At 61.0% G+C, this 22,099-nt stretch carries 20 protein-coding genes and 1 pseudogene; 13 read left to right on the top strand and 8 right to left on the bottom strand.

The window, feature by feature from the left end; translation table 11 throughout:
- Nucleotides 1-162: 162 nt before the first annotated feature.
- From L9B60_RS11275 to L9B60_RS11245, 7 genes and pseudogenes are all read left to right on the top strand, one after another.
- Nucleotides 163-357, top strand: a pseudogene (locus tag L9B60_RS11275) (c-type cytochrome); the annotation flags it as partial.
- Nucleotides 357-962 carry a c-type cytochrome gene (locus L9B60_RS11270; protein ID WP_249678605.1) on the top strand — a complete coding sequence of 202 codons (606 nt, stop codon included), beginning with the start codon at nucleotides 357-359 and terminating at the stop codon, nucleotides 960-962. The pseudogene L9B60_RS11275 and the gene L9B60_RS11270, both read left to right, overlap by 1 nt.
- Nucleotides 963-1,117: 155 nt before the next feature.
- On the top strand, nucleotides 1,118-1,768 hold the full coding sequence (locus L9B60_RS11265; protein ID WP_249678603.1) for a thiol:disulfide interchange protein DsbA/DsbL: 651 nt from the start codon (nucleotides 1,118-1,120) through the stop codon (nucleotides 1,766-1,768).
- Nucleotides 1,769-1,786: 18 nt separating this feature from the next.
- Nucleotides 1,787-2,665: an endonuclease/exonuclease/phosphatase family protein gene (locus L9B60_RS11260; RefSeq protein WP_438866095.1), complete on the top strand. Its 879-nt coding sequence runs from the start codon at nucleotides 1,787-1,789 to the stop codon at nucleotides 2,663-2,665.
- Complete coding sequence (locus L9B60_RS11255) at nucleotides 2,662-4,668, top strand: GGDEF domain-containing protein (RefSeq protein ID WP_249678602.1); 2,007 nt, start codon at nucleotides 2,662-2,664, stop codon at nucleotides 4,666-4,668. The genes L9B60_RS11260 and L9B60_RS11255 overlap by 4 nt, the downstream gene beginning before the upstream one ends.
- A 116-nt stretch (nucleotides 4,669-4,784) precedes the next feature.
- The gene (locus L9B60_RS11250) at nucleotides 4,785-5,564 is read left to right on the top strand and encodes an N-acetylmuramoyl-L-alanine amidase (RefSeq protein ID WP_249678600.1); all 780 of its coding nucleotides are present in this window, start codon (nucleotides 4,785-4,787) and stop codon (nucleotides 5,562-5,564) included.
- A gap of 73 nt (nucleotides 5,565-5,637) precedes the next feature.
- A complete protein-coding gene (locus L9B60_RS11245; RefSeq protein WP_249678599.1) occupies nucleotides 5,638-7,254 on the top strand; it encodes an EAL domain-containing protein in 1,617 nt (538 codons plus the stop codon).
- On the opposite strand, the gene L9B60_RS11240 is transcribed toward L9B60_RS11245, so the two are convergent.
- Nucleotides 7,255-9,042 (bottom strand): KinB sensor domain-containing domain, encoded by a 1,788-nt coding sequence (locus L9B60_RS11240; protein WP_249678581.1) that lies wholly within the window; start codon nucleotides 9,040-9,042, stop codon nucleotides 7,255-7,257.
- A complete protein-coding gene (gene algB, locus L9B60_RS11235) occupies nucleotides 9,039-10,385 on the bottom strand; it encodes a sigma-54-dependent response regulator transcription factor AlgB (RefSeq protein WP_249678580.1) in 1,347 nt (448 codons plus the stop codon). The genes L9B60_RS11240 and algB overlap by 4 nt, the downstream gene beginning before the upstream one ends.
- Before the next feature lie 211 nt (nucleotides 10,386-10,596).
- Here algB and L9B60_RS11230 point away from each other — a divergent pair, with 211 nt between their 5' ends.
- The 6 genes from L9B60_RS11230 to L9B60_RS11205 all read left to right on the top strand — a co-directional run bounded on the left by L9B60_RS11230 (nucleotide 10,597) and on the right by L9B60_RS11205 (nucleotide 16,009).
- Entirely contained in the window at nucleotides 10,597-11,454 is an 858-nt protein-coding gene (locus L9B60_RS11230) for a BON domain-containing protein (protein WP_438866094.1), read from the top strand.
- A gap of 177 nt (nucleotides 11,455-11,631) precedes the next feature.
- Nucleotides 11,632-11,913 (top strand): hypothetical protein, encoded by a 282-nt coding sequence (locus L9B60_RS11225; protein ID WP_249678578.1) that lies wholly within the window; start codon nucleotides 11,632-11,634, stop codon nucleotides 11,911-11,913.
- Between the two features lie 45 nt (nucleotides 11,914-11,958).
- Complete coding sequence (locus L9B60_RS11220) at nucleotides 11,959-12,123, top strand: DUF1328 domain-containing protein (RefSeq protein ID WP_009401691.1); 165 nt, start codon at nucleotides 11,959-11,961, stop codon at nucleotides 12,121-12,123.
- A 2-nt stretch (nucleotides 12,124-12,125) separates the two neighbouring features.
- Nucleotides 12,126-12,593 (top strand): inhibitor of vertebrate lysozyme family protein, encoded by a 468-nt coding sequence (locus tag L9B60_RS11215; RefSeq protein WP_249678576.1) that lies wholly within the window; start codon nucleotides 12,126-12,128, stop codon nucleotides 12,591-12,593.
- A gap of 759 nt (nucleotides 12,594-13,352) precedes the next feature.
- Nucleotides 13,353-14,684, top strand: coding sequence for a glutamate/aspartate:proton symporter GltP (gene gltP / locus L9B60_RS11210; RefSeq protein ID WP_249678575.1), 1,332 nt, complete (start codon nucleotides 13,353-13,355; stop codon nucleotides 14,682-14,684).
- 95 nt (nucleotides 14,685-14,779) lie between these two features.
- The gene (locus tag L9B60_RS11205; protein ID WP_249678574.1) at nucleotides 14,780-16,009 is read left to right on the top strand and encodes a nucleoside recognition domain-containing protein; all 1,230 of its coding nucleotides are present in this window, start codon (nucleotides 14,780-14,782) and stop codon (nucleotides 16,007-16,009) included.
- Here the strand turns inward: L9B60_RS11205 and L9B60_RS11200 are convergent.
- The 6 genes from L9B60_RS11200 to L9B60_RS11175 form a co-directional block, all read right to left on the bottom strand.
- Nucleotides 15,991-16,608 carry an ABC-type transport auxiliary lipoprotein family protein gene (locus L9B60_RS11200; RefSeq protein ID WP_249678573.1) on the bottom strand — a complete coding sequence of 206 codons (618 nt, stop codon included), beginning with the start codon at nucleotides 16,606-16,608 and terminating at the stop codon, nucleotides 15,991-15,993. The two genes, L9B60_RS11205 and L9B60_RS11200, sit on opposite strands and share 19 nt — an antisense overlap.
- Entirely contained in the window at nucleotides 16,605-17,543 is a 939-nt protein-coding gene (locus tag L9B60_RS11195; protein WP_249678571.1) for an MlaD family protein, read from the bottom strand. Before L9B60_RS11195 ends, L9B60_RS11200 begins: the two co-directional genes overlap by 4 nt.
- A gap of 1 nt (nucleotide 17,544) precedes the next feature.
- A complete protein-coding gene (locus tag L9B60_RS11190; protein ID WP_249679711.1) occupies nucleotides 17,545-18,336 on the bottom strand; it encodes an ABC transporter ATP-binding protein in 792 nt (263 codons plus the stop codon).
- Nucleotides 18,337-18,344: 8 nt separating this feature from the next.
- Nucleotides 18,345-19,490, bottom strand: a complete 1,146-nt coding sequence (locus L9B60_RS11185; protein WP_249678570.1) for an ABC transporter permease — start codon at nucleotides 19,488-19,490, stop codon at nucleotides 18,345-18,347.
- Between the two features lie 62 nt (nucleotides 19,491-19,552).
- A complete protein-coding gene (locus L9B60_RS11180) occupies nucleotides 19,553-20,581 on the bottom strand; it encodes a DUF5924 family protein (protein ID WP_438866093.1) in 1,029 nt (342 codons plus the stop codon).
- 69 nt (nucleotides 20,582-20,650) lie between these two features.
- Nucleotides 20,651-22,030, bottom strand: a complete 1,380-nt coding sequence (locus L9B60_RS11175) for a M16 family metallopeptidase (RefSeq protein ID WP_249679709.1) — start codon at nucleotides 22,028-22,030, stop codon at nucleotides 20,651-20,653.
- Between the last annotated feature and the right edge of the window lie 69 nt (nucleotides 22,031-22,099).

The raw sequence follows: 22,099 nt of genomic DNA, 5'->3' as shown, positions 1-22,099 counted from the left end.
GTAAGTATATAATGCCGTAGATTTAGTGTGTGCTTTGTCCCAGCGTAGGGTGAAGCATACAGGGGGCTCTTGCAGATTGCTGCGAATGCTGTTCCTGGCCCTGATGCACGTCGTTTTATGACGAAACGGCTGGCAGGTGCTAGCGTCTTCATAACGAAACCCGCCGCGTGGGTGCCAAGGCTCGCGCGGGGAGTGAGTTCGCGTTTGCAGCACGTTGTTCAGGGTTACAAGGCTATGCCGCCGCGTGGATTGTGCATGGACTGCAGTGCCGAACACTACCAAGCCGTCATTCACTGGATGAGCGGCACGAGGCTTCGGCGCCGATCTTTCACCCTTAGCCGTAGTTGGATTAGCTGATGACTAAAATAATAGTGAGTCTGCTGTTGACACTGGGCCTGGCTGGAGCGGCCCACGCGGCCGGGGATGCCGCTGCCGGGCAAGCCAAGGCCGCTGTCTGTGGTGCCTGCCACGGGCCCGATGGCAATAGCATGGCGCCCAATTTTCCCAAGCTGGCTGGCCAGGGTGAACGCTACCTGGACAAACAGCTTCACGACATCAAGTCGGGCAAGCGCCAAGTGCTGGAAATGACTGGCCTTTTGACCAACCTCAGTGATCAGGATCTGGATGATCTTGCCGCCTACTTCGCCAGCCAAAAAGGCAGCGTGGGCGCCGCCGACCCCAACCTGGTAGCCAAGGGCGAAGCGCTGTTTCGCGGTGGCAAGCTCGACCAGGGCATGCCGGCCTGCACCGGTTGCCATTCGCCCAATGGCGCGGGCAACGCTGCTGCCGGCTTCCCGCACCTCAGTGGCCAGCACGCGCAGTACGTTGCCAAGCAACTGACGGACTTTCGCGAAGGCAACCGTACCAACGACGGCGACACCATGGTGATGCGCAGCATTGCTGCCAAATTGAGCAATAAAGACATGGAAGCCATTGCCTCCTACGTGCAGGGGCTGCACTGAGTCTTCGTCGCATCTCGAAATGAAACATTCAAAAAGGGTGGCGGCGGCCGCCCTTTTTCGTCATATCTGCCGTTACACTAGCGAACTGAATCTTGTTACGACCTGTCTCAGTGGCAGTCGCAACAAGGCGATTATTTTTTGCTCAGGAGTAAAGCATGCGTAATCTGATTCTCGGCGTCGCCCTGGTCGCTGCCAGCCTGTTTGGCATCACCGCCCAGGCCGCCGACGTGCCGCTGGAAGCTGGCAAGCAATATGTCGAGCTGTCGAGCGCCGTGCCGGTTTCCGAGCCGGGCAAGATCGAAGTGGTCGAGTTGTTCTGGTATGGCTGCCCGCACTGCTACGCCTTTGAACCGACCATCAACCCGTGGATCGAGAAACTGCCATCCGACGTGCACTTCGTGCGTATCCCGGCCATGTTCGGCGGCATCTGGGACGTACACGGGCAAATGTTCGTGACCCTGGAAGCCATGGGTGTGGAGCACAAGGTCCACACCGCCGTGTTCGACGCTATCCACAAAGAACACAAGATGTTCAAGACCCCTGAAGAGATGGCGGACTTCCTCGTCACCCAGGGCGTGGACAAGAACAAGTTCCTGGAAACCTACAACTCCTTCGCCGTGGCCGGCATGGTCAAGAAGGACAAGGCGCTGGCCCAGGCTTACCAGGTATCAGGCGTACCGACCATGATCGTCAACGGCAAATACCGTTTCGACCTGGGCACCTCCGGTGGTCCAGAGCAGACGCTGCAAGTGGCTGACCAGTTGATCGCCAAGGAACGCGCTGCCATGAAGAGCGCGTCCAAGTAAGCAGGCAGGGCGGCCATCGTGCCTCGCTGGAGAACTGAACGTGGGGTTGGCCTGCCGGATGCGCAGGTCAACGAACACCATCTATTGGCCAGCGGCCTTCCCGAAGACGGCCGCCTGCGTCTGCTCAGCTTCAATATCCAGGTCGGCAACAGCACCGAGCGCTTTCGTCACTACCTGACCCGCAGTTGGCAGCACGTGCTGCCCCATGTGGGCCGCGCCAACAACCTGCAAAAGATCGGCGCCCTGCTCGGTGACTTCGACCTGGTAGCGCTGCAGGAAGTGGACGGCGGCAGCCTGCGCTCGGGCTACGTCAATCAAGTCGAGTACCTGGCCCAGCTCGGGGCTTTCCCCTACTGGTACCAGCAGCTCAACCGCAACCTTGGCAAGCTGGCCCAGCACAGCAATGGCGTGCTCAGCCGCCTGCGCCCCGCGAGCCTTGAAGACCACCCCCTGCCCGGCCCGGCTGGCCGTGGCGCTATCCTGGCGCGCTTCGGCGAAGGGCCAGACGCCCTGGTGGTGGTCATGATGCACTTGGCGCTGGGTGCCAAGGTGCGTACCCGGCAATTGGCCTACATTCGTGAGTTGATCGGCGGCTACCGCCATCAGGTCCTGATGGGCGACATGAACACCCACGCCAATGACCTGCTGCTGAGCTCGCCCCTGCGTGACCTGGGCCTGCTGGCACCGCAGATCGAGGCGACGTTCCCCAGCTGGCGACCAAAGCGTTGCCTTGATCACATACTCCTGAGCCCTACCCTGACCCTTGAACGGGTGCAGGTGCTGGCCCAACCGATTTCCGATCATCTGCCCGTCGCGGTAGAGATCCGCTTGCCCGACTCCTTGAGGGCTGACGCATTTCCCGTGCTGAGCCCGCCACCACGCAGACCCCTTGCATGACCGACGAAGCTCAGCGCTGGAAAGAAAAATACCTCAAGAGCATCGAGCAGCAAGACAAGCTCGAACGGCGCTGGAACGCCCGTCTCGACCTGTTACGTCGCGGTCTGGTGCGCAGCACTCTGGCTGCCGAAGGCAGTGACAAGGCTGTCGACCTGTGCATGAAGGAAATGCGCGAGATCGTGCGCACCGATGACATGGACGCCGGGCTTGCCGGCTTGATCCCGCGCCTGGAAAAGGCCGTGCTCGATTCCGAGCAGCGTCGCGAGACCCGCGTCGGTCAGATCAGCACGGCATTGACCGCGCTGGCGGCGCAGTTGCAAACCCTGCCCTTGCACAAGGACGTGAGCCGGCCGCTGAAGAAGTTCGCCAAGCAGGTCGAGGACCGTGCCAGCCAAAGCCGCGAGATCCCTTTGCTGCTCAGTGAGCTCAGCAATCTGCAGGGGCAGGCGCTGGCGCAACTGGAACCCAGCGAGGGCGAGGACCGCCCAGGGTTGTTCCAGCGCCTGTTTGGCCACCGCGAGGTTGCTGCCGAGCCGGCGGCGATGACGGATGCAGACGGCAACTTGCCGCCCATGGTGCAGGCTTCGCCTGAGCTTGAGGTGGCCGCCGAGTTGCCCGCTGCCAGCGCCCCGGTGCTGGTGGTCGCTCCCGCCGAGTTGCTGCCGACGCCTGCGGTTGAGCCACTGCAGGAGCCTGCACAGGAACCGGCCCCCATTATCACGCTGACGCCTGAGGGGCCGGCGGTGATAGAGGCGGCGCAAACGCCAGCACCGCCGGCAACGCCCGAGCCACACGCCGAGCCCGTCGAGCCCCAAGCCGCGCCCCAGGCGACCGCTACCCCGGTATTTCTCGACAGCCTGCCGCTGCCAAGCGTGATGGCCGAGGCGATTGCCGCCATGGACCCGCAAGCTTCGGACGAGGAGCTGCACTACGCCCTGCCCGATTCCCCGGAGCCTTCCTACAGCTCGGTCGCCGCGCATATCGAAGACACCCTGCTCGGGTTGCTCGATGACCTGACCCTGCCCGAGCGCCACCGGCCCCAGGCCGAGGCCATGCAGGCGCGGCTCAAGCACGGTTTGAACTGGTACGAGTTGCTGCCGATCCTCGATGACCTGGCAACTCTGATGCTGGCGATCAACGACAGCGGCCAGCATGATTTCGAGGTTTACCTCAAGCAGCTCAACGAGCGACTCGACTCTTTTCAGAGTCACCTGCAAGCGGCCAGCGAGGGTCACGCTGATAGCCGCCTGGCGGCCCGCGACATGGACAGCCAGTTGCGCGAACACGTCGATGACCTGCAAAGCAGCGTGCAGCAGGCCACCGACGTCGACAGCCTCAAGCACATCCTGGATAACCGCCTGGAGGGCCTGCTGGGTACCATGGACACCCACCAGCGCGAGCGCGATGCCCGCGAGCAAGAGATTGCCACGCGCCTGCAAGGCTTGGCCGAACGGGTGGCAAGCATGGAGCAGGAAGCCCAAGGTTACCGTGAACACCTCGAGGAGCAGCGCCAGAAGGCCCTGATCGACCCGCTGACCGGCCTGCCCAACCGCGCTGCCTGGTCCGAGCGGCTGGACCAGGAGGTAGAGCGCTGGCAACAGGGCGGTGGCGACTTGCTGCTGGCCATGCTCGACCTGGATCATTTCAAGCGCATCAACGACAGTTATGGTCACCTGGCCGGCGACAAGGTGCTGAAGATCATCGCTAACGAATTGCGCAAGCGCCTGCGCCCTGGCGACTTCATTGCGCGCTTTGGCGGCGAGGAGTTCGTCATGATGATCCCCGCCACCCAACTACCAGACGGCGTGCGCCTGGCTGACCTGATGCGCGCTGCCATCGAGGCCTGTCCCTTCCACTTCAAGGGCCAGCGCGTCACCATCACCGTATCGATCGGGATCGCCGCGTTTCGCGCCGGTGAACGCAGTGAATGGGTGCTCAAACGTGCCGACGAGGCGTTGTACCGGGCCAAGAGCAGCGGCCGTAACCGCATCGAACCCGGCTGATTATCGGCGCTCAGCGGCGTTTGGCTGACATTTTTTGCCGCTGTTTAATCCACAGGGCGGCCGGGCAGTACGTTATGCTATTGCATTACTGCCCATCAGGTTATCGTCGTTTTTTTATGAAACTGCTTACCAGTGCCTTGCTGCTGTTGCTGTTGGCGGGCTGCTCGACCGGCCTGCAAATCGACCGCAGCCACCCTTCGGTGAACCACGACAACCGCGTCCAGTTCGTGGTGATGCACTATACCTCTGCGTCCGAACAACGCTCCTTGGCCTTGCTGACCCATGGCGAGGTCAGCGCCCATTACCTGGTTGGGGTAAACCCGCCCACGGTGTACCAACTGGTGGATGAAAACTTGCGCGCCTGGCATGCCGGCGAAAGTGAGTGGGAGGGCCGCACCTGGCTGAACTCCAGCTCCATCGGCATCGAAATCGTCAACCCGGGTTTCAGTGACACTCCCACGGGCCGTGTGTGGTATCCGTATACCGAAGGGCAGATAGAGGCTGTCGAGGCGTTGCTCGCCGATATCGTCAAGCGCAACCACATCGAGCCGCGTCATGTGATCGGCCACAGTGACATCGCGCCGCTGCGCAAGCAGGACCCAGGCCCGATGTTCCCGTGGAAGCGGTTGGCGGCAAAAGGCTTCGGCATCTGGCCGGATGAGCGTGCGGTGGCCCAGCAAAAGGCTCGTTTTGACGTGAACCTGCCGAGTATTACCTGGTTTCAACAGGAACTGGCCCGTTTTGGCTATAGCGGCACCCCGCAGACCGGCGAGCTGGACGTTGCGACTCGCCATGCGCTGGCGGCTTTCCAGATGCACTTTCGCCCAAGCCGTTTCGATGGCGAGCCCGATGCGCAAACAGCGGCGATCCTGCAGGTACTGAACACGATGAAGTGAGGATGTCTGCCCAACGGGGCAGGCTAATTCCCAGCCAGTTGCTATACCTTTGGTATTCAATTGGATATTCATCATGCCTTCCGCCTCCGTGCGTTTTCGCAGCGCTTTGCATCGCCCCTGGCTGTTGGCGATGATCGCTGTCGTGGTCAGTGCGGCATTGTTGCTTGGCGCGAGTTTCGGGCTGGTCTGGCATCAATTGGAACAGGCCGAAAGCGAGCAGATGAATGCCCGCGGCGAACGCTTTCTGGAGCGCCTTGAACAGATATTTGGCCAGCTGCGCGAGGGCGTCGATGAGCTCGACGAGCAGCCGCTTCGCCGTTGCGACGCCAAGATGAAAAGCGTGCTGCAGCAAGTGGGTTTCGATTACCGATTCATCTTCGAAGCCTCGTTTATCGACGGCGAGCAGTCCTGCTCCAATCGCCCGGGCGAGCGCGCCGAAACAGTCCGGTCACCGGATATCAAGGGCCCTACCTACAGCTACTGGCTCAACACTACCACCCAGCCCAACGACAACCTGGCCGCCCTGATGCTGGGCCGCGGCAAGTTTCGCGTCTCGACTTCACGCGGGCACCTTACCGATGTGGTCGATCTGCCGCCCAATGGCAGCCTGTTGGTGGTGCTTGATAAAGGCCGCCGTGCCGTACCGGTGCTGGGCCCGGAACAGCCCTGGCCTCCCACGCGGGATTGGCCGCCGGCCTCCAGCGAGGCCCTGCTGGTGACCCACGACAAGCTTATTTACCGCATGTCGACCAAGTCGCCGGATTACCAACTGGTGTTGATTACCCCCCGGACCAGTTTGCTGCCAAAGATGAACCTGGGGTTATGGCTGCTGTTTCCCGCCAGCTTGTTGATAGCGGCGTTCGTCGGTTGGCTGGTGCTGCAACTGGCGCGCCAGCGCAGCTCCTTGAGTGGTGAGCTGCAAGGCGCCCTGCGTCGTGGTGAGTTGAAGGTGTTGTACCAGCCGATCTTCGATCTCAATAGCCGACGATGCGTGGGTGCCGAAGCGTTGGTGCGATGGCGTCGCCCGGATGGCACGCTGACCAGCCCCGACCTGTTCATACCGTTGGCGGAAAATACCGGGCAGATTCGTGAAATCACTGACTTTGTCTTGCAGCAATTGCTTGAACAACTGGGGCAATTGCTGCGCTCCAACCCACAACTCTATATCTCGGTAAACCTGGCCGCCTGCGATGTGATGATCCCGCGCATCGGCTTGGTGGTGGCGCGCCTGCTGGCGTTGCATCGGGTGAGTGCCCGGCAGATAGCCTTTGAGGTGACCGAGCGAGGGCTGATCGATGTGGTGGTGGCGCGGGATAACCTGCAAGCCTTGCGCGATGTCGGGCACCAGGTGCTGATCGATGATTTTGGCACGGGGTATTGCAGCCTGGCTTACTTGCAGACTTTGCCGGTGGATTGCCTGAAGATCGACAAGGCATTTATCGATGCCCTGGGCCATGACGCTGCCAGCAGTGGCGTCGCGCCGCATATCATTCGCATGGCCCATGCCTTGCAATTGCGGGTGATCGCCGAAGGGATCGAGTACGAGGCCCAAGCGCTGTTGCTCAATAGCGAAGGGGTGAATTTCGGCCAAGGTTGGCTGTTTGCTCACCCGCTTAACGCCCGTCAGTTCACCGAACTGGTCACCCGAGGTCGGCGCCTGGCCAGCCGAAGGATTGACGATGAGGCCTGATCACATCGGCAGCGTCATGTAGAACTGGGTGCCCTGCCCTGGCCGCGAATACACGCCCATGCGCCCACCGTGCAGTTGCACGATTTCCTTGCACAGGGCCAGCCCCAAGCCTGCCCCACCTTTTTTGCGACCCACCTGCACGAACGGCTCGAAGATCCGCCCTTGCTGGCCATAGGCAATGCCCTCGCCATTGTCTTCGACACTGATGATGACCCGTTCGGCGTGGCGCCTGGCCTGCAAGCGAATGCGGCCATTTTCCGGGGTATGGCGCAAGGCGTTGTCGATCAGGTTATCCAGTACCCTGTCCAGTTGGGCCTGGTCGGCAAACAGGCGCGGCAGGTTGTCCGGATGCTCGATCAGCAGTTCGATACCCAGCGCCTGTGCCTGATGGATGAAGCGCGCGTGAGCCCGCTCCAGCAGCTCGGGAATATTGCACGGCGCCTGGGTGAGCTTCTGCAGGCCGTTCTGGTAGCGTGAGAAGTTAAGCAGGTCGTTGATCAACTGCATCAGGCGCTGCATTTCTTCGTTGACGGTGCTCAGCAGGTCGGCCTCGCGCGATTCCGGCGCGAAGTGCACGCGCTCCTGGAGCAGGCCAAACGCCATGTGCATACCCGTCACCGGGGTCCGCAGCTCGTGGGAGGCACGCAGGACGAACTCACTGCGCACCCGTTCGAATGCACGCTGTTCGGTGACGTCGTGCAATACCATCACCGCACCGAGGATTTGCCCTTCTACATGGCTGACGGGGGTCAGGCTGTAGGACAGCAAGCGCGCCTCGCCGTCGACTTCAAAGCTCAAGTCTTCCAGTGCACGCTCCAGGCTGCCGCCGCGCAGGATCAGTGTCAGTTGGTCGTTCAGTTCCGGGCGGCCCAGCGCTTCGCCAAGGCTCATGCCCAAGCGGTCGTCTTCCCAGCCCAACTGGCGCTGGGCAACGGGGTTGAGATGCTCCAGGCGGCCTTGGCGGTCGATCATCAGCAGGCCATCGTCGATGCTGTCGAGCACCGCCTGCAAGCGCTGCTGCCCAGCGAGCAACTCGTCGACATTGGTTTCCTGATGCTTGCGCAGCGCCTCGGCCATGCTGCCGAAACGGCGGGTGAGCTGGTTCAGCTCGGCGGTGCCAGACACCGGCAGTATCACTTCGAAATTGCCTTCGCTGATATTGTCGGCCGCCATGGCCAGCGCTTCGATCGGTTGGCCGAAGCGCCGGGCAATGCCGTGGGCGGTGATGAAGCCGATGATCAACACCGCCAGGCCAACCAGCCCCAGCACGCCGGAGATCACCAAGGCATGCTCGCGTGCCTCGCTCTCGGTGGCATTGATGTTGTTCAAGGCACGCTTGTGGGCATCTATCAGGCCATTGCGCAGTACATTGAACGCATCACTCAGGCGCTCGTTGTCGTTGAGCTTGGTGGCCGGTAACTGGGTCTCGTTGTAGGCCTGCAGAAATTTATCGTAGTCGCTGCTGGTCTGGGTAAAGGCATCGGTCTGGCCATGGTGATCGTCGTGGTGGATGCCCTGAGTCAGTAGGTCTTGGAACTGCTTTTGAGCGGTGGCCAAGGCATCCCGGTTGGGTGTGTCGTCGAGCATCATGATCAACTGGTCGCCCAGGCTCTGCCGCAGCTTGAGGCCCAGGTCCAGGGTGATGAAGTTGTCGGCGATCAGCGATTCCTGGGTCTTGGCCATCTGGATGACGCTGATTAAACCGAGCAGCAAACCCAGCAGCGCCACGGTGATCAGCGCCGAAATGCTCAGGAACAACCGAGTGCGCAGCTTCATCGCAAGCTTCATAGGTTGTATTGCTTACGTTTGCGGTAAAGGGTGGAAGCATCGATGCCCAGCGTCTTGGCCGCCTGGTCAAGGGTGTCGCTGGTGGCGAGCACGGCGCCGATGTGGGCTTTTTCCAATTCGTCCAGGCTTAGCGCGGCGCCAATGCGTGGTGCGTTGTTGACCGGTTGTTCGGCCATGCCCAAGTGGCTGATCTCAACGCGCTCCTGGTTGCAGATGATGCTTGCCCGCTCGATCACGTTGCGCAGCTCGCGGATATTACCCGGCCAGCGGTAATTGAGCAGTGCCGCCCGGGCTTCGTCACTGAAGCCGCGGGCCGGTCGGGCGTATTCCTTGACGAAGCGCGCCAAGAACCGATCGGCCAAGGCTAAAACGTCTTCGCTGCGCTCACGCAAAGGCGGCAGGTGCAGGGTGATGACGTTCAGGCGGTACAGCAAGTCTTCGCGGAAGCGGCCGTCGCGCACCATGTCTTCCAGGTTCAGGTTGGTGGCGGCGAGGATGCGCACGTCGGCGCGGCGAGTGACCGGGTCGCCCACGCGCTCGTATTCTTTGTCCTGAATGAATCGAAGCAACTTTGGCTGTAACGTGAGCGGAAAATCGCCAATTTCGTCGAGAAAGAGCGTGCCGCCGTCGGCCTGGTTAACTCGGCCCAGGGTGCTTTCGCTGGCACCCGTGAATGCGCCGCGGCTATGGCCGAACAGTTCGCTTTCCATCAGTTCTGCGGTCAGCGAAGGGCAGTTAATGGTCACGCAGGCTTTCTTGGCGCGCTTGCTCCAGCCGTGGATGGCGCGGGCCAGTTCGCCTTTGCCGGTACCTGACTCGCCCAGGATGAGAATGTTGGCGTCGGTATTGGCCACTTGCCGAGCGGTTTCCAGCACCACCATCATGGCCGGGCTGTGGGAGTCCAGGCCATCCTTGGGTTTGCGCACCTCGCCTTCCAGCGCTTCCAGGCGCGCCGACAGTTGGCGTACTTCCAGTTGCTTGGCGGTGGCCAGGCGCAGTTGATCGGGGCTGCACGGCTTGACCAGGTAGTCGGCTGCGCCTGCCTGGATGGCATCCACGGCTGTGTCTACAGCAGAGTGCGCGGTCACGATCACCACCCGCATCCAAGGTGCCTGGATACGCATCTGGGCCAGTACGTCCAGGCCGTTGTCTTCGCCCAGGCGCAGGTCCAGGAAGCACAGGTCGAACACTTGCCGCTGCAACAGCGCATCGGCTTGCGCCGCACTGTTGGCGGTCGCCACGTTATACCCTTCGTCTTCCAGGCAATAGCGGAAGGTGCGAAGGATGGCGGACTCGTCGTCGACCAAGAGAATGCGCCCTTGGTGTTCCGTGCCAGATTCCATTTTCCTACGCTCCTGTGAGATTTGTCTTCTTTAGTCCCGGAATAATCGGGCAAGTTGCATGGTCGATTCTGATTGATTCGGCAGGGTGCATGGTAGCTATCTGCACCCATTAAATCTAACTGACTGAAAAACCTGCGTTTATTTTTTATAGACGCTGCTGGCACAGCCCTTGCGACCGTTACTTCACGCTTAAGAATCGTGGAGAACAGTCATGCACCCTTTCAAAAAGCTCGCACTGGCCTGCGCCGTCACTTTGCCAATGGGCTTGGTTTCGTGCGGCGTGCAGGCGGCCCAGGCCGATCAGGGCAGTGTTGCCAGCCAACTGGATGCTGCCCGCCAGGAGGGTTCGATCTGGACCTCCTTCGCCCTGAACAAGCATTTGAGCCCCTTCAAGATTCAGGTGGGCGTGCATGACGGCACGGCCGTGCTCAAAGGCCAGGTGGAAACCCAGGTGGACCGCGAGCTGGCCGAGCAGATTGCCCTGGATACTTCCGGCATCAACAAAGTCGACAACCAATTGGTCATCGACCCGGCACTGGCCGAGCAGAACCCTGCCCCGCAGACAATTTCCCGCCGCGTGGAAGACGCCACGCTGACGGCCACCATCAAGTCCAAGTTGTTGTGGAACAGCATGACCCAAGCGTTGGACACCACCGTCGATACCAAGGACGGCGTGGTCACCCTCAAAGGCCACGCGCAAACAGCTGATGCCAAGCTGTTGGCCGGTGACCTGGCCACCAACACCGACGGCGTGACCGAGGTCAATAACCTGATCAGCCTGGGCGCGGCCGATGCCAATACCACCAAAGCCGAGGCTGCCGCCAAGAGTACCGAGGATTCAATCAGTGATGCCTGGATCACCAGCAAGGTCAAGGCCAGCCTTCTATATAGCCGCAACCTGGATGGCCTGAGCATCAACGTCGATACCAAGGGCGGCATGGTCAACCTGGACGGCGTGGTGGCCACCAGCGAGGAGAAAACCTTGGCAGTGGATATCGCCCGCAATATTCGCGGCGTACGTGGCGTGGACGCCGACTTGCTGAAGGTTGCCAACAAGACCACCAGCTGATCGTGCAAATCGCCCGAGCCGGGCGGGGCGATCGTGCGGTTTGCGCGCCAAGTGATTTTTCATTCATTTATAAGTAATTGATTTTATTGATTTTTAAAGTGTTTTTGATTTTGGCACGCAGCCTGCAATACCTATTGCAAGAACAACGAATACCACCGCAGTGGGAGGAGTTACCGGATGAACCGTCAATCTGTCGCAACCGCATCGATTTCCTCCCAGCATGTGCAGCAGGGCTTGTTTCTGCTGTTTGCAGTGCTGATCACCTTGTTATGCGGTCAGCAGTACCAGCGGTGGAGCGACAGTCATGAAGCGGCGCAAATCCAGCACCGCACCTTGATCGGTTCAACGTTTCATTCGACAGGGGCCAAGGTTGCAGGCCTGGCCACTGTCAGCCGGCCTACGCTGGAACGGGCCGACACTGTAGGCGAGATGCCAGCGCAGCAGCGCTGGGTGTTTTAAGCCGGCAACACCACAAAAATTTCGAAAACGGTAAGGAGATCCACCATGCTTAGTTGGGCAATCACATTCCTGATCATCGCCATTGTCGCTGCAGTCCTTGGCTTCGGTGGTATCGCTGGCGCCGCGACAGGTATCGCCAAGATCCTGTTCATTGTTTTCCTGGTGCTGTTTGTGGCCTCGTTCTTCTTCGGCCGTCGCGGTAGAGGCTGAATATGGCGAGCTTAACCTTCAAGGCTGTGGCCGCTGCCCTGCTGTTGGGCAGCTGCGCCACGGCGATGGCGGCCAATGACGGCCAGGCGCGGGCCAGTCAGTTGTTGAGCTCTGACCCGCAGTATCGCGAGACGTGGCAAGGTGTAGTGAAGAAAGAGGAGCGCTTGCCCGATTGGGTGATCAACCTCACTGGCTACTCCGAGCAGATGTCTGGCGTTGAAGAAGACAAGGCCAAGTATCTGGTTGGCCAGCTATGCGAAACCCAGCAAAGCTGCACCACCCAGCGTCTGATCGTCGCCTTTAGTTGGGACAAGAAAGACGCCTACGCCTTGTTGGTGCAGGTACCTGCTGGCCTACCGGCCGACAAGTCACCCACGCGCCACGCCGACTATCGTTGGCTGGGCAAGCCTGACAAGGGCATGCAGCAGGTGCTGGATGAGCAATTGAAGAAAGATCCGAACTGGTATTGATCGGATAATTTGAAAGAAGCTGAACCTTTTCAATGATTTGGCTTCTATTCCCTGCGCAAGCCCGAGGAGGGCCGGCGCATGATCAAGGGGCCGGGACGTTCTGATTGCTACAGGATCGGAGTGACCTAGGGGTACAGGGAGTGCCTCCGCTGAGGGCCAGGTCAGGTAAAAGCTGCGAGGGAGGCCCGTGAGCCGGAATCGGCCGGGCTTCCCGAGAGCTTTTTATCGAGAAAACAATCGTTTAGCTCGAAATGACGATCCAGCTTGGGTCGCGTCCTATTATTCACTTTTTTTCTGATGAAACCTTTCTGGCGTTTACGCCATTTCGCTTGGCGGATCTGACCGTACATCGATATTTTTCGCCGACGCCCACCTTGCCCATTCCTCGAATTTGCCCATTCGGATTGTCGAACACCGTGCTTTTGGCTCCGTGTTTATTGGACTTGCGTGGGCGAAACACGCCGCTTCAAGCATTTTCGATTTTCCGAACGCGTGCAAGGCAACCCGTTGTGACGCTGCTTTCGAACAATAAATATCATGCCGATTCGGCATAGGGTAGGCGTTTACGGCATTAGACGGGGGGAGGCTGCATCGGAATAGTTGCGCCTTTTTTCGTTGGCACAAGCATCCAAACGGGTGTCGACGAAGACCTTCTACGGGGACACCTTCAGACGCTCGCCAACGCTTTGACTGCTCTAGATCGAGTGTTTGGCAAGATTCAGAAGTGTGCTCGAGTTCACTTGAAGTAAGGGTAACAATATGAAGAAGGCAAAACTCAGCCTCGCCTGGCAGATCCTCATCGGTCTGGTACTCGGGATTGCAATCGGCGCATTGCTCAACCACTTCAGTGCCGAAAAGGCCTGGTGGATCGGCAACGTCTTGCAACCTGCTGGTGATATCTTCATTCGCCTGATCAAGATGATCGTTATCCCGATCGTGATTTCCTCGCTGATCGTCGGGATCGCGGGTGTGGGCGATGCGAAGAAGCTCGGCCGCATTGGCCTGAAAACCATTCTCTATTTCGAGATCGTGACCACCATCGCTATCGTGGTGGGCTTGGTGCTGGCCAACGTGTTCCACCCTGGCAGCGGCATCGACATGAGTACGCTGGGTACCGTCGACATCTCCAAGTACCAGGCCACGGCTGCCGAAGTCCAGCACGAACACGCCTTTATCGAAACCATTCTGAACCTGATCCCATCGAACATCTTCGCGGCCATGGCGCGTGGCGAGATGCTGCCGATCATTTTCTTCTCGGTGCTGTTCGGCCTGGGCCTGTCGAGCCTCAAGCCGGACCTGCGTGAACCCTTGGTAAAGATGTTCCAGGGCGTTTCGGAAAGCATGTTCAAGGTCACCCACATGATCATGAACTACGCGCCGATCGGTGTGTTTGCCTTGATCGCCGTGACCGTCGCCAACTTTGGTTTTGCCTCGCTGCTGCCATTGGCCAAGCTGGTGATTTTGGTTTACGTGGCCATCGCCTTCTTCGCCTTCGTGGTGCTTGGCCTGATCGCCCGCCTGTTCGGCTTTTCGGTGATCAAGCTGATGCGCATCTTCAAGGATGAGCTGGTGCTGGCTTACTCCACTGCAAGCTCCGAAACCGTGCTGCCGCGCGTGATCGAGAAGATGGAAGCCTACGGTGCGCCCAAGGCCATCTGCAGCTTCGTGGTGCCTACCGGTTACTCGTTCAACCTCGACGGTTCGACCTTGTACCAGAGCATCGCGGCCATCTTCATTGCCCAGTTGTACGGCATCGATCTGTCGATCAGCCAGCAACTGCTGCTGGTACTGACCCTGATGGTCACGTCCAAGGGTATCGCCGGCGTTCCGGGCGTTTCCTTCGTGGTGCTGCTGGCCACCCTGGGCAGCGTAGGGATTCCGTTGGAAGGGCTGGCCTTTATCGCCGGTGTCGACCGTGTGATGGACATGGCCCGTACCGCACTGAACGTGATCGGCAACGCCCTGGCCGTGCTGGTAGTCTCGCGCTGGGAAGGCATGTACGACGATGCCAAGGGCGAGCGCTACTGGAATTCGCTGCCGCACTGGCGCAGTAAGCCAGCTGACGTTGCGGGTGAAACCGTAGCGAAGTAGCGTACCCAGGATGTATCAGACCAACCCCGACCCGTCGGGGTTTGTCGTTTCTGGACTTGCCGCTATCATTCGCCCCAACTTGTGGGGGAATACTGATGCTCAATGGCCTATGGCTCGGCTTTTTCGTGGTGGCGGCGATTTCCGCCCTGGCCCAATGGCTGGTGGGGGGCAATGCCGGGATCTTTGCCGCGATGGTCGAAAGCATCTTCGCCATGGCCAAGCTGTCGGTGGATGTCATGGTGCTGCTGTTCGGCACCCTGACCTTGTGGCTGGGTTTTCTACGCATCGCCGAGAAGGCCGGTATCGTCGACTGGCTGGCCAAGGTGCTGGGGCCGCTGTTTGCCCGGTTGATGCCGGAAGTGCCACGCGGGCACCCGGCGCTTGGGCTGATTACCATGAACTTCGCCGCCAACGCTCTGGGCCTGGATAACGCGGCCACCCCGATTGGCCTGAAGGCCATGCGCGCTTTGCAGGAGCTGAACCCCAGCCGCGATACGGCCAGTAACGCGCAGATTTTGTTCCTGGTGCTCAACGCCTCGTCGTTGACCCTGCTGCCGGTGACCATCTTCATGTACCGCGCCCAGCAAGGCGCCACCGACCCCACCCTGATCTTTTTGCCGATCCTGCTGGCCACCAGCGCCTCGACCTTGGTGGGCCTGCTCTCGGTGGCTGTGATGCAGCGTCTGCGGCTTTGGGACCCCGTGGTGCTCGCCTACCTGATCCCTGGCGCATTGCTGCTGGGTGGCTTCATGGCGCTGCTGGCGGGGCTGTCTGCGACTGCATTGGCAAGCCTTTCGTCAATCCTGGGCAACCTGACGTTGTTCGGCCTGATCATGTTGTTCTTGCTGATCGGCGCCTTGCGCAAGGTGAAGGTCTACGAGGCGTTTGTCGAAGGCGCCAAGGAAGGCTTCGACGTGGCCAAGAACCTGCTGCCCTACCTAGTGGCCATGCTCTGTGCCGTCGGTGTGCTGCGCGCCTCCGGGGCATTGGAATTTGCGCTGGAGGGCATCCGTCATGCAGTGCAGTGGGCGGGGTTGGACACGCGCTTCGTCGATGCGCTGCCCACTGCGCTGGTCAAGCCGTTTTCTGGTAGCGCTGCGCGCGCGATGCTGATCGAGACCATGCAGAGCAAGGGCGTGGACAGCTTCCCGGCCTTGGTGGCGGCTACCATCCAAGGCAGCACCGAAACCACCTTCTACGTACTGGCGGTGTACTTCGGCGCGGTCGGCATCCAGCGCGCCCGCCATGCCGTGGGTTGCGCCTTGCTGGCTGAGTTCAGCGGCGTGGTGGCGGCGGTTGCCGTGTGCTACTGGTTCTTCGGCTGATACTGCTGCCCTGCCTGGGCCACGGTCCAGTCGATCACCTGTTTGATCAGTTGATCGCTGGCCTGGCCGAACCCGGCCACCACCGACGGTACTTTCGGGTCATTCAACGGCTGGTGCACTTCAAAGCGCCGGCTGGCCAGTATCCGGTGCGTGCTGCTGACCAGCAGCGCGTCAAAGCGAATCACCGCCTGCGGTCCGCTTGCCGCGTATTCGGTCTGGAACGCCTGTAACTGCCCGCCCAGCTCGAAGTCCCCATACAGATTGGCGTCATCGCTGCTCAGGCGCTGCACGCGGCCGTCCTGGGCAAAGGCGTCGAGCAGGCGATTGCGCAACAGCACGGGGGCCGGATCGCTCCAGCGGGCGCCTTTGTAGCTGCTGATCACATCGCCCTGTGGGATAACCGCGATGCGTGGGGTATTCAAGGCACCGCTGGCCTCGGGCTTGGCAATGCGCAGTGACCACGGCACGGCATTGGCGTTACGCGCTGGCGCTGCGGCAGCCGGCAGGCGATAGACATCCGCAGGCTCGGCCTGGGGCAAAATCGAGCAAGCGCTCAACAGGCCAAGCGAGGCAACCAGGGGCAACAGGATCGGTTTCATGGCTCAAACTCCTTGTTCTTGTCCCTTCCCAGCAGATAGCCGCTGGGGTTGGCTTCCAGGCGTTGGGAAATGCCCTTGAGCGAAGACAGCGTGTCGCGCAGTTCGCGGATGGCCGGTGACAGTTCGTTAAGACCTTGCAGGCCGCCATTGAGGGATTCGCGGTTGTTTTGCAGCAGGCCATTGATGGTCGCGGCGCTCTGCTCCAGCGACTGCATGGCCTTGTCGGCGCTGGCAAAGACCTGTTTGCCCTGGTTGTCGATCAGCCCGTTGGCGTTGCGCATCAGCGTGGTGGTCTGCTCCAGGGCGGCGCCCGCCTGTTTGCTGACCAATGCCAATTGCTTGATGGCCTGGCGGATGTCATCGCGCTGGTCGGCCACCACACTGGTGGTTTGCTCGAGGTTTTTCAGGGTTTTGCCCAGGCTTTCGACGTTTTCTTCAGAAATCAGCCGGTTGGCGTTGTACAGCAGGTGATTGACCCCGGCCAGCAGGTCATTGCTGTTATTGAGCAGCCGTGCGATGGGCGACGGCGCGGCCACGATGGTTGGCAGTTTGCCCTTCTCACCTTTGAGCTCGGGGCTTTCGGGCGTGCCGCCACTGAGCTGGATGATCGAGGTGCCGGTGATGCCGTTCAGTGCGAGCTTGGCCACGGTGTCCTGCTTGATCGGGGTTTCGCCGGTCAGGCGGATGCGCGCCAGCACCCGGCGCGGGTCTTCCGGGTCCAGGCGCAACTGCGACACGTCGCCCACCTTGATGCCGCTGTATTGCACGGCGCTGCCTTTGGACAGGCCGGTCACGGCCTCGTTGAATACCACTTCGTAGTCCTTGAAGGCGGTGTCGACGCTGGACTTGGCCAGCCACAGCCCGAACAGCAGGGCACCGACCACCACCAGCACGGTGAACAGCCCGATCAATACATGATGAGCACGGGTTTCCATCTCAGACCTCCTTTTGCCGGGTGGCGGCTTGATAGGCCGCACGGCCGCGCGGGCCGTGGAAATATTCGTGAATCCAGGGGTCGTTGGTTTCGGCCACCTTGTCGATGTGATCAACCACCAGCACGTGCTTTTGCGCCAGTACCGCCACGCGATCGGTGATGGTGTAGAGCGTATCCAAGTCATGGGTGACCAGGAACACGCTCAGCCCCAGGGCATCGCGCAGGGTCAGGATGAGCTGGTCGAAGGCTGCCGCGCCGATGGGGTCCAGGCCTGCGGTGGGCTCATCGAGAAACAGGATGTCCGGGTCCAGCGCCAGGGCCCGTGCCAGGGCGGCGCGCTTGATCATGCCGCCCGACAGTTGCGAGGGGTATTTATTGGCCGATGACAACGGCAGGCCTGCCAGAGCCAGCTTCACGTACGCCAGGTGTTCGGCATCGATGCGCGATAGGCCGGCGTGTTCGATCAGGGGCAGCGCGACGTTCTCGGTGACAGTCAGCGAGGAAAACAGCGCGCCCTGCTGGAACAGCACGCCAAAGCGCCGTTCGACCATCGAACGGTCCGTCTCCGAGAGGCTGTTCAGTTCTTGGCCGAAGACTTTCACCGAGCCTTCATTGGGCCGGCGCAGGCCAATGATGCTGCGCAGCAAGACCGACTTGCCACTGCCCGAGCCACCGACCACGGCCAGGATCTCGCCCCGGCGCAGGTCTAGGTCCAGGTGCTCGTGCACGCTCTGGCTGGCGAAGCGGTTGCACAACCCGCGCACTTCGATCACTGCTTCATGCGGCACCGCCACTCGCCAATTCACCAGCCTAGCTCCATGAAAAACATCGCCGCGGCGGCATCCAGCACAATCACCACGAAGATCGATTGCACCACGCTTGAGGTGGTGTGGGCGCCCACCGACTCGGCGCTGCCCTCCACTTTGAAACCTTCCAGGCAACCGATGGCGGCGATGATGAATGCAAACACCGGTGCCTTGATCATGCCAACGATAAAGTGCTGCACGCCGATGTCCGCTTGCAGCAGCGAGAGGAACATCGCCGGCGAGATACCCAGCGATGCGGCGCACACCACGCCGCCGCCGATAAGGCCGCAAAGCATGGCCAGGAACGTCAGCGCCGGCAGCGAGATCAGCAGGGCCAATACGCGGGGCAGCACCAGCAGTTCGATGGGGTCCAGGCCCAGGGTACGGATCGCGTCGATCTCTTCGTTGGCCTTCATCGAGCCGATCTGCGCGGTGAAGGCGCTGGCCGTGCGCCCGGCCATCAGGATGGCGGTCAGCAACACGGCGAACTCACGCAGGAAGGAAAACGCCACCAGGTCGACGGTGAAGATCGTCGCGCCAAAGGCGGCCAGCACCGTGGCACCGAGAAAGGCCACCACCGCGCCCACCAAAAAGGTCAGCAGCGCAACAATGGGGGCTGCGTCCAAGCCGGTTTGCTCGATGTGCGCGATGACCGCAGTGGTGCGCCAGCGCCAAGGGCGAAATAGCCCCATGGCCAGCGTCTGCAGGACCAGGCCGATGAAGCCGAGCAATTGCAGGGTGTCTTTCCAGACCGTGTCCACGGCCTTGCCAATGCGGGTCAGCAGCAACAAGCCAACGGCAACCTCGGGCTCCTTGACCGGCTCGCAGAAGTCTTGCAGCGAGCAGTACACGGTTTGCAGCAGCGCGCGGCTGGCCGCTGGCAAGTGCGTGGCGGTATCGGCCAGCTTGCCCAGCCGATCAGCCCCCAGCAGCTCAACCAGCAGCGAAGCGCCCGCGGTGTCCACGGCGCCCAACTGGTCGAGATCAATCTGGGTGGCCTGGTCGTATTGCCCGTGGAGTTGTTCGGTTTGCCGGCGCAGGTTTTTATAGTGCGCGAGCGTCCAGTCGCCAGCGATGTGCAGGCGTGCCGGGTGGCTCGAAGTGTCCAGGTGGGCGTTGCCGTCGAGTGCTTGGGTGGTCATAAGCTCCGAGCTTAGTTGCCTTTGCCATATCGGCGAGTAATAGCACATTCACCTGGTTAATTTCATTGGGCTGGCGCAGGTGTTCCATCATCCGTGACTTCAAAGCGCAGCACGCCGATCATTTGGCCGTCCTCGGTCATCACCCGCACCTGCCACTTGCCCACCGGGCTGCCGGGGAAGTTCTGTTTGTGGGTCCAGGCGCGGTAGCCTTCCTTGCGCCCACCGTGGATGTCCAGCGGGATGCGGTCGACTTCCTGGCCGTTGAAGCGCCACACGTGGTAGATGCGTTCGTCCAGGCCCCGGGGTGCGTTGATCGCGGTGTAGGCATACACGCCGGTGCCGCGCATCTGGCTGGCGGTGAGGGTCTTGATGTCGTCGCCGGGGGTGCGGTTCTGGTTGTCCAGGTTGGTGGCAATGGCCGACTCGGTCATCCACAGCGTCGCCGGGGGTACCCAGGAGCGCAGCAGCCAGCCGGCGCCGCCGACGGCCAGGGTCATCACCACCAGCATCACGCCGCGCTTCCAGCTGTTGATCGGGAAGCTGGTGGCAAGGCTGGGGAACGACAACAGCATGGCCGTGCCCAGCGCCAGCTTGAAGCTTTCGGCGGTGGTCAGGTGCAGGATGATCGGCAGTGCCGTCAGCATCGCGGCAAACAGCGTGAGGGTGTGCATGGTCATGAACAGCCAGCGCCGCGGCGCCACCCACTTGTAATACAGCGGGTCGATGATCGAGATCAGGCCCGCCACGGTGAGGATGCCGGTGAACACCAGCTGGCCGCTGTTCCAGGTGGTGGTGATATAGAAGAACGGCAAAACGAAGAACAGGCTTTCCTGGTGGATCATCTGCGTGGCGTAGCGCAGCAACCCTTCGGGGATGTTCCGTTTGAAGGCGCGGCTGAACCACTGGGTGAAGGTGTTCTCCAGCATCAGCCAAACCCAGCTCACCAGCATGATCACGGCGATCCAGCTGGCGAGGCTGGCTTGGCGATCGACCATGATGAAGCTGCCGATCCCGGAAGCGAAACCGCCGATGGCGATCACCCCGGGGTAGCGTTTGATGAGTTCGATGATGCGCTGGAGGTAGTAAGGCATTCGGCAGATTCTTGGTGGTTGTCAGAAAACGCCCACAGGATACCGGCTTGGTGCCTTCATTGCCCGCCCCTAATGGTGGCGTCGCCAGAAGCCCCAACCCAGTGCGCCCAGGCCCAATAGCACCAGTAGCGAGACCCCCAGTTCGTAGAGTTCATCGTAGCTGAGCAACGGTTCTTCGATACGGATATAGGGCGCCTGGGCAAACAGTTTGCGCATGGCGTCATCGGTTTGCTTGAGGGTGACCTTGCTCAGTTGGCGTGCGGGGTCGCTGAAATGCCCGTCGGAATAATCCGTCAGGGCGCTCCAGTAGTAATCCGCCAGCGCGCTATTGCCTTGCACGGCCCAACCCTGGCGGGCAATGGCCGCCTGCTTGAGGCGGGCGAAGGTGGCCGGGTCAAGGCCGTCTTTTTGCAGGCGTTGCACTAGCTGCACGACGATCGTGCGGGCCTGGTCGACGTCTTTGCGGTCCAGGTCGGCATTCAGGCTGAGCATGCCGGTATCGCCAAAGGCTTCGCGCTGGCTCCAGGGCCCGTACGACAGGCTGTGCTTGAGCCGTAGCTCTTTGTAGATTGCCCATTCCATATAGCTTTGCAGCAGGTCCAGGGCCACGTCCTGTTCGCCTTCCAGGGAAGGCTCCTGGTAAAACCAATGCATTTTCGCGCCGTCGCCTACCCAGCCGCTGGTCAAGGTACGTTCCTGATCGGGGGTGTGCAGGGTGACGGGAATGTCGGGGTGTTCGGTAGGCTCGCTGGCCTTCAGTTCGCCGAAGGTGCGTTCCAGATAGGCCGGCAGCACTTTGTCCAGGCCGCCGACCATGATCAGGGTCATGTTGTTGGGGGCGTACCAGCTTTTACGCACGGCTTCGACCTGCTCCAGGGTCATGTCCTGGACGGAGGAGCGCTCGGTGCATTTGGTGCCCATTTCCACGGCGAGTTGGTCACTGGCCGGGTGGCCGACGTCCTGCTTGTCGAGCCAGCGTTGCAGGTGCGAGTAATGCCCGCCCGCCTCGCGCTCCACGATGTTGCGCGAGATGGTCAGGGCTTTCTCGTCGAGTTGGGTCTTGGTCAGCACGGCCAGCAGCAGGTCGAGCACCTTGCGCTCGTTACGTGCCGGGGCTTCGATCACGAAGGTGGTGTCGGTGGCGCTGGTGAAGGCATTCCAGTCGCCGCCCAGTGCTTGCATGCGCTCTTCCAGGTCGCCTTCGCCGCCGCCGTCCACGCCGCTGAACAGCAAGTGCTCCAGCAGGTGCGGCAGTTCCTGGTCGGCGCAGCTGAAATCATCGAAGCCTACGCCCACCACCAAGCGGATGGCCACGTGGTTGCGGTCATCACCGGGTTTGAGCAGTACTTGCAGGCCGTTGTCCAGCAGGTAGCCTTCGACCTGGAAGCGATCCAAAGCCTGGCTTGAGTTGGCGCCCACCAGCAGGCACAGGGAAAGCACGCAACGCAGGCCCAGCTTGCGGGTGATCACGTTGCAGACTCTACCGACAGGCTTGATAAAAGGCCGCCCCCAGCCTTC

The sequence above is a fragment of the Pseudomonas abieticivorans genome, assembly GCF_023509015.1.
Taxonomy (GTDB): domain Bacteria; phylum Pseudomonadota; class Gammaproteobacteria; order Pseudomonadales; family Pseudomonadaceae; genus Aquipseudomonas; species Aquipseudomonas abieticivorans.
Note: the sequence above shows the minus strand (reverse complement) of the source record. Positions and strands in the feature narration are given on the sequence as shown.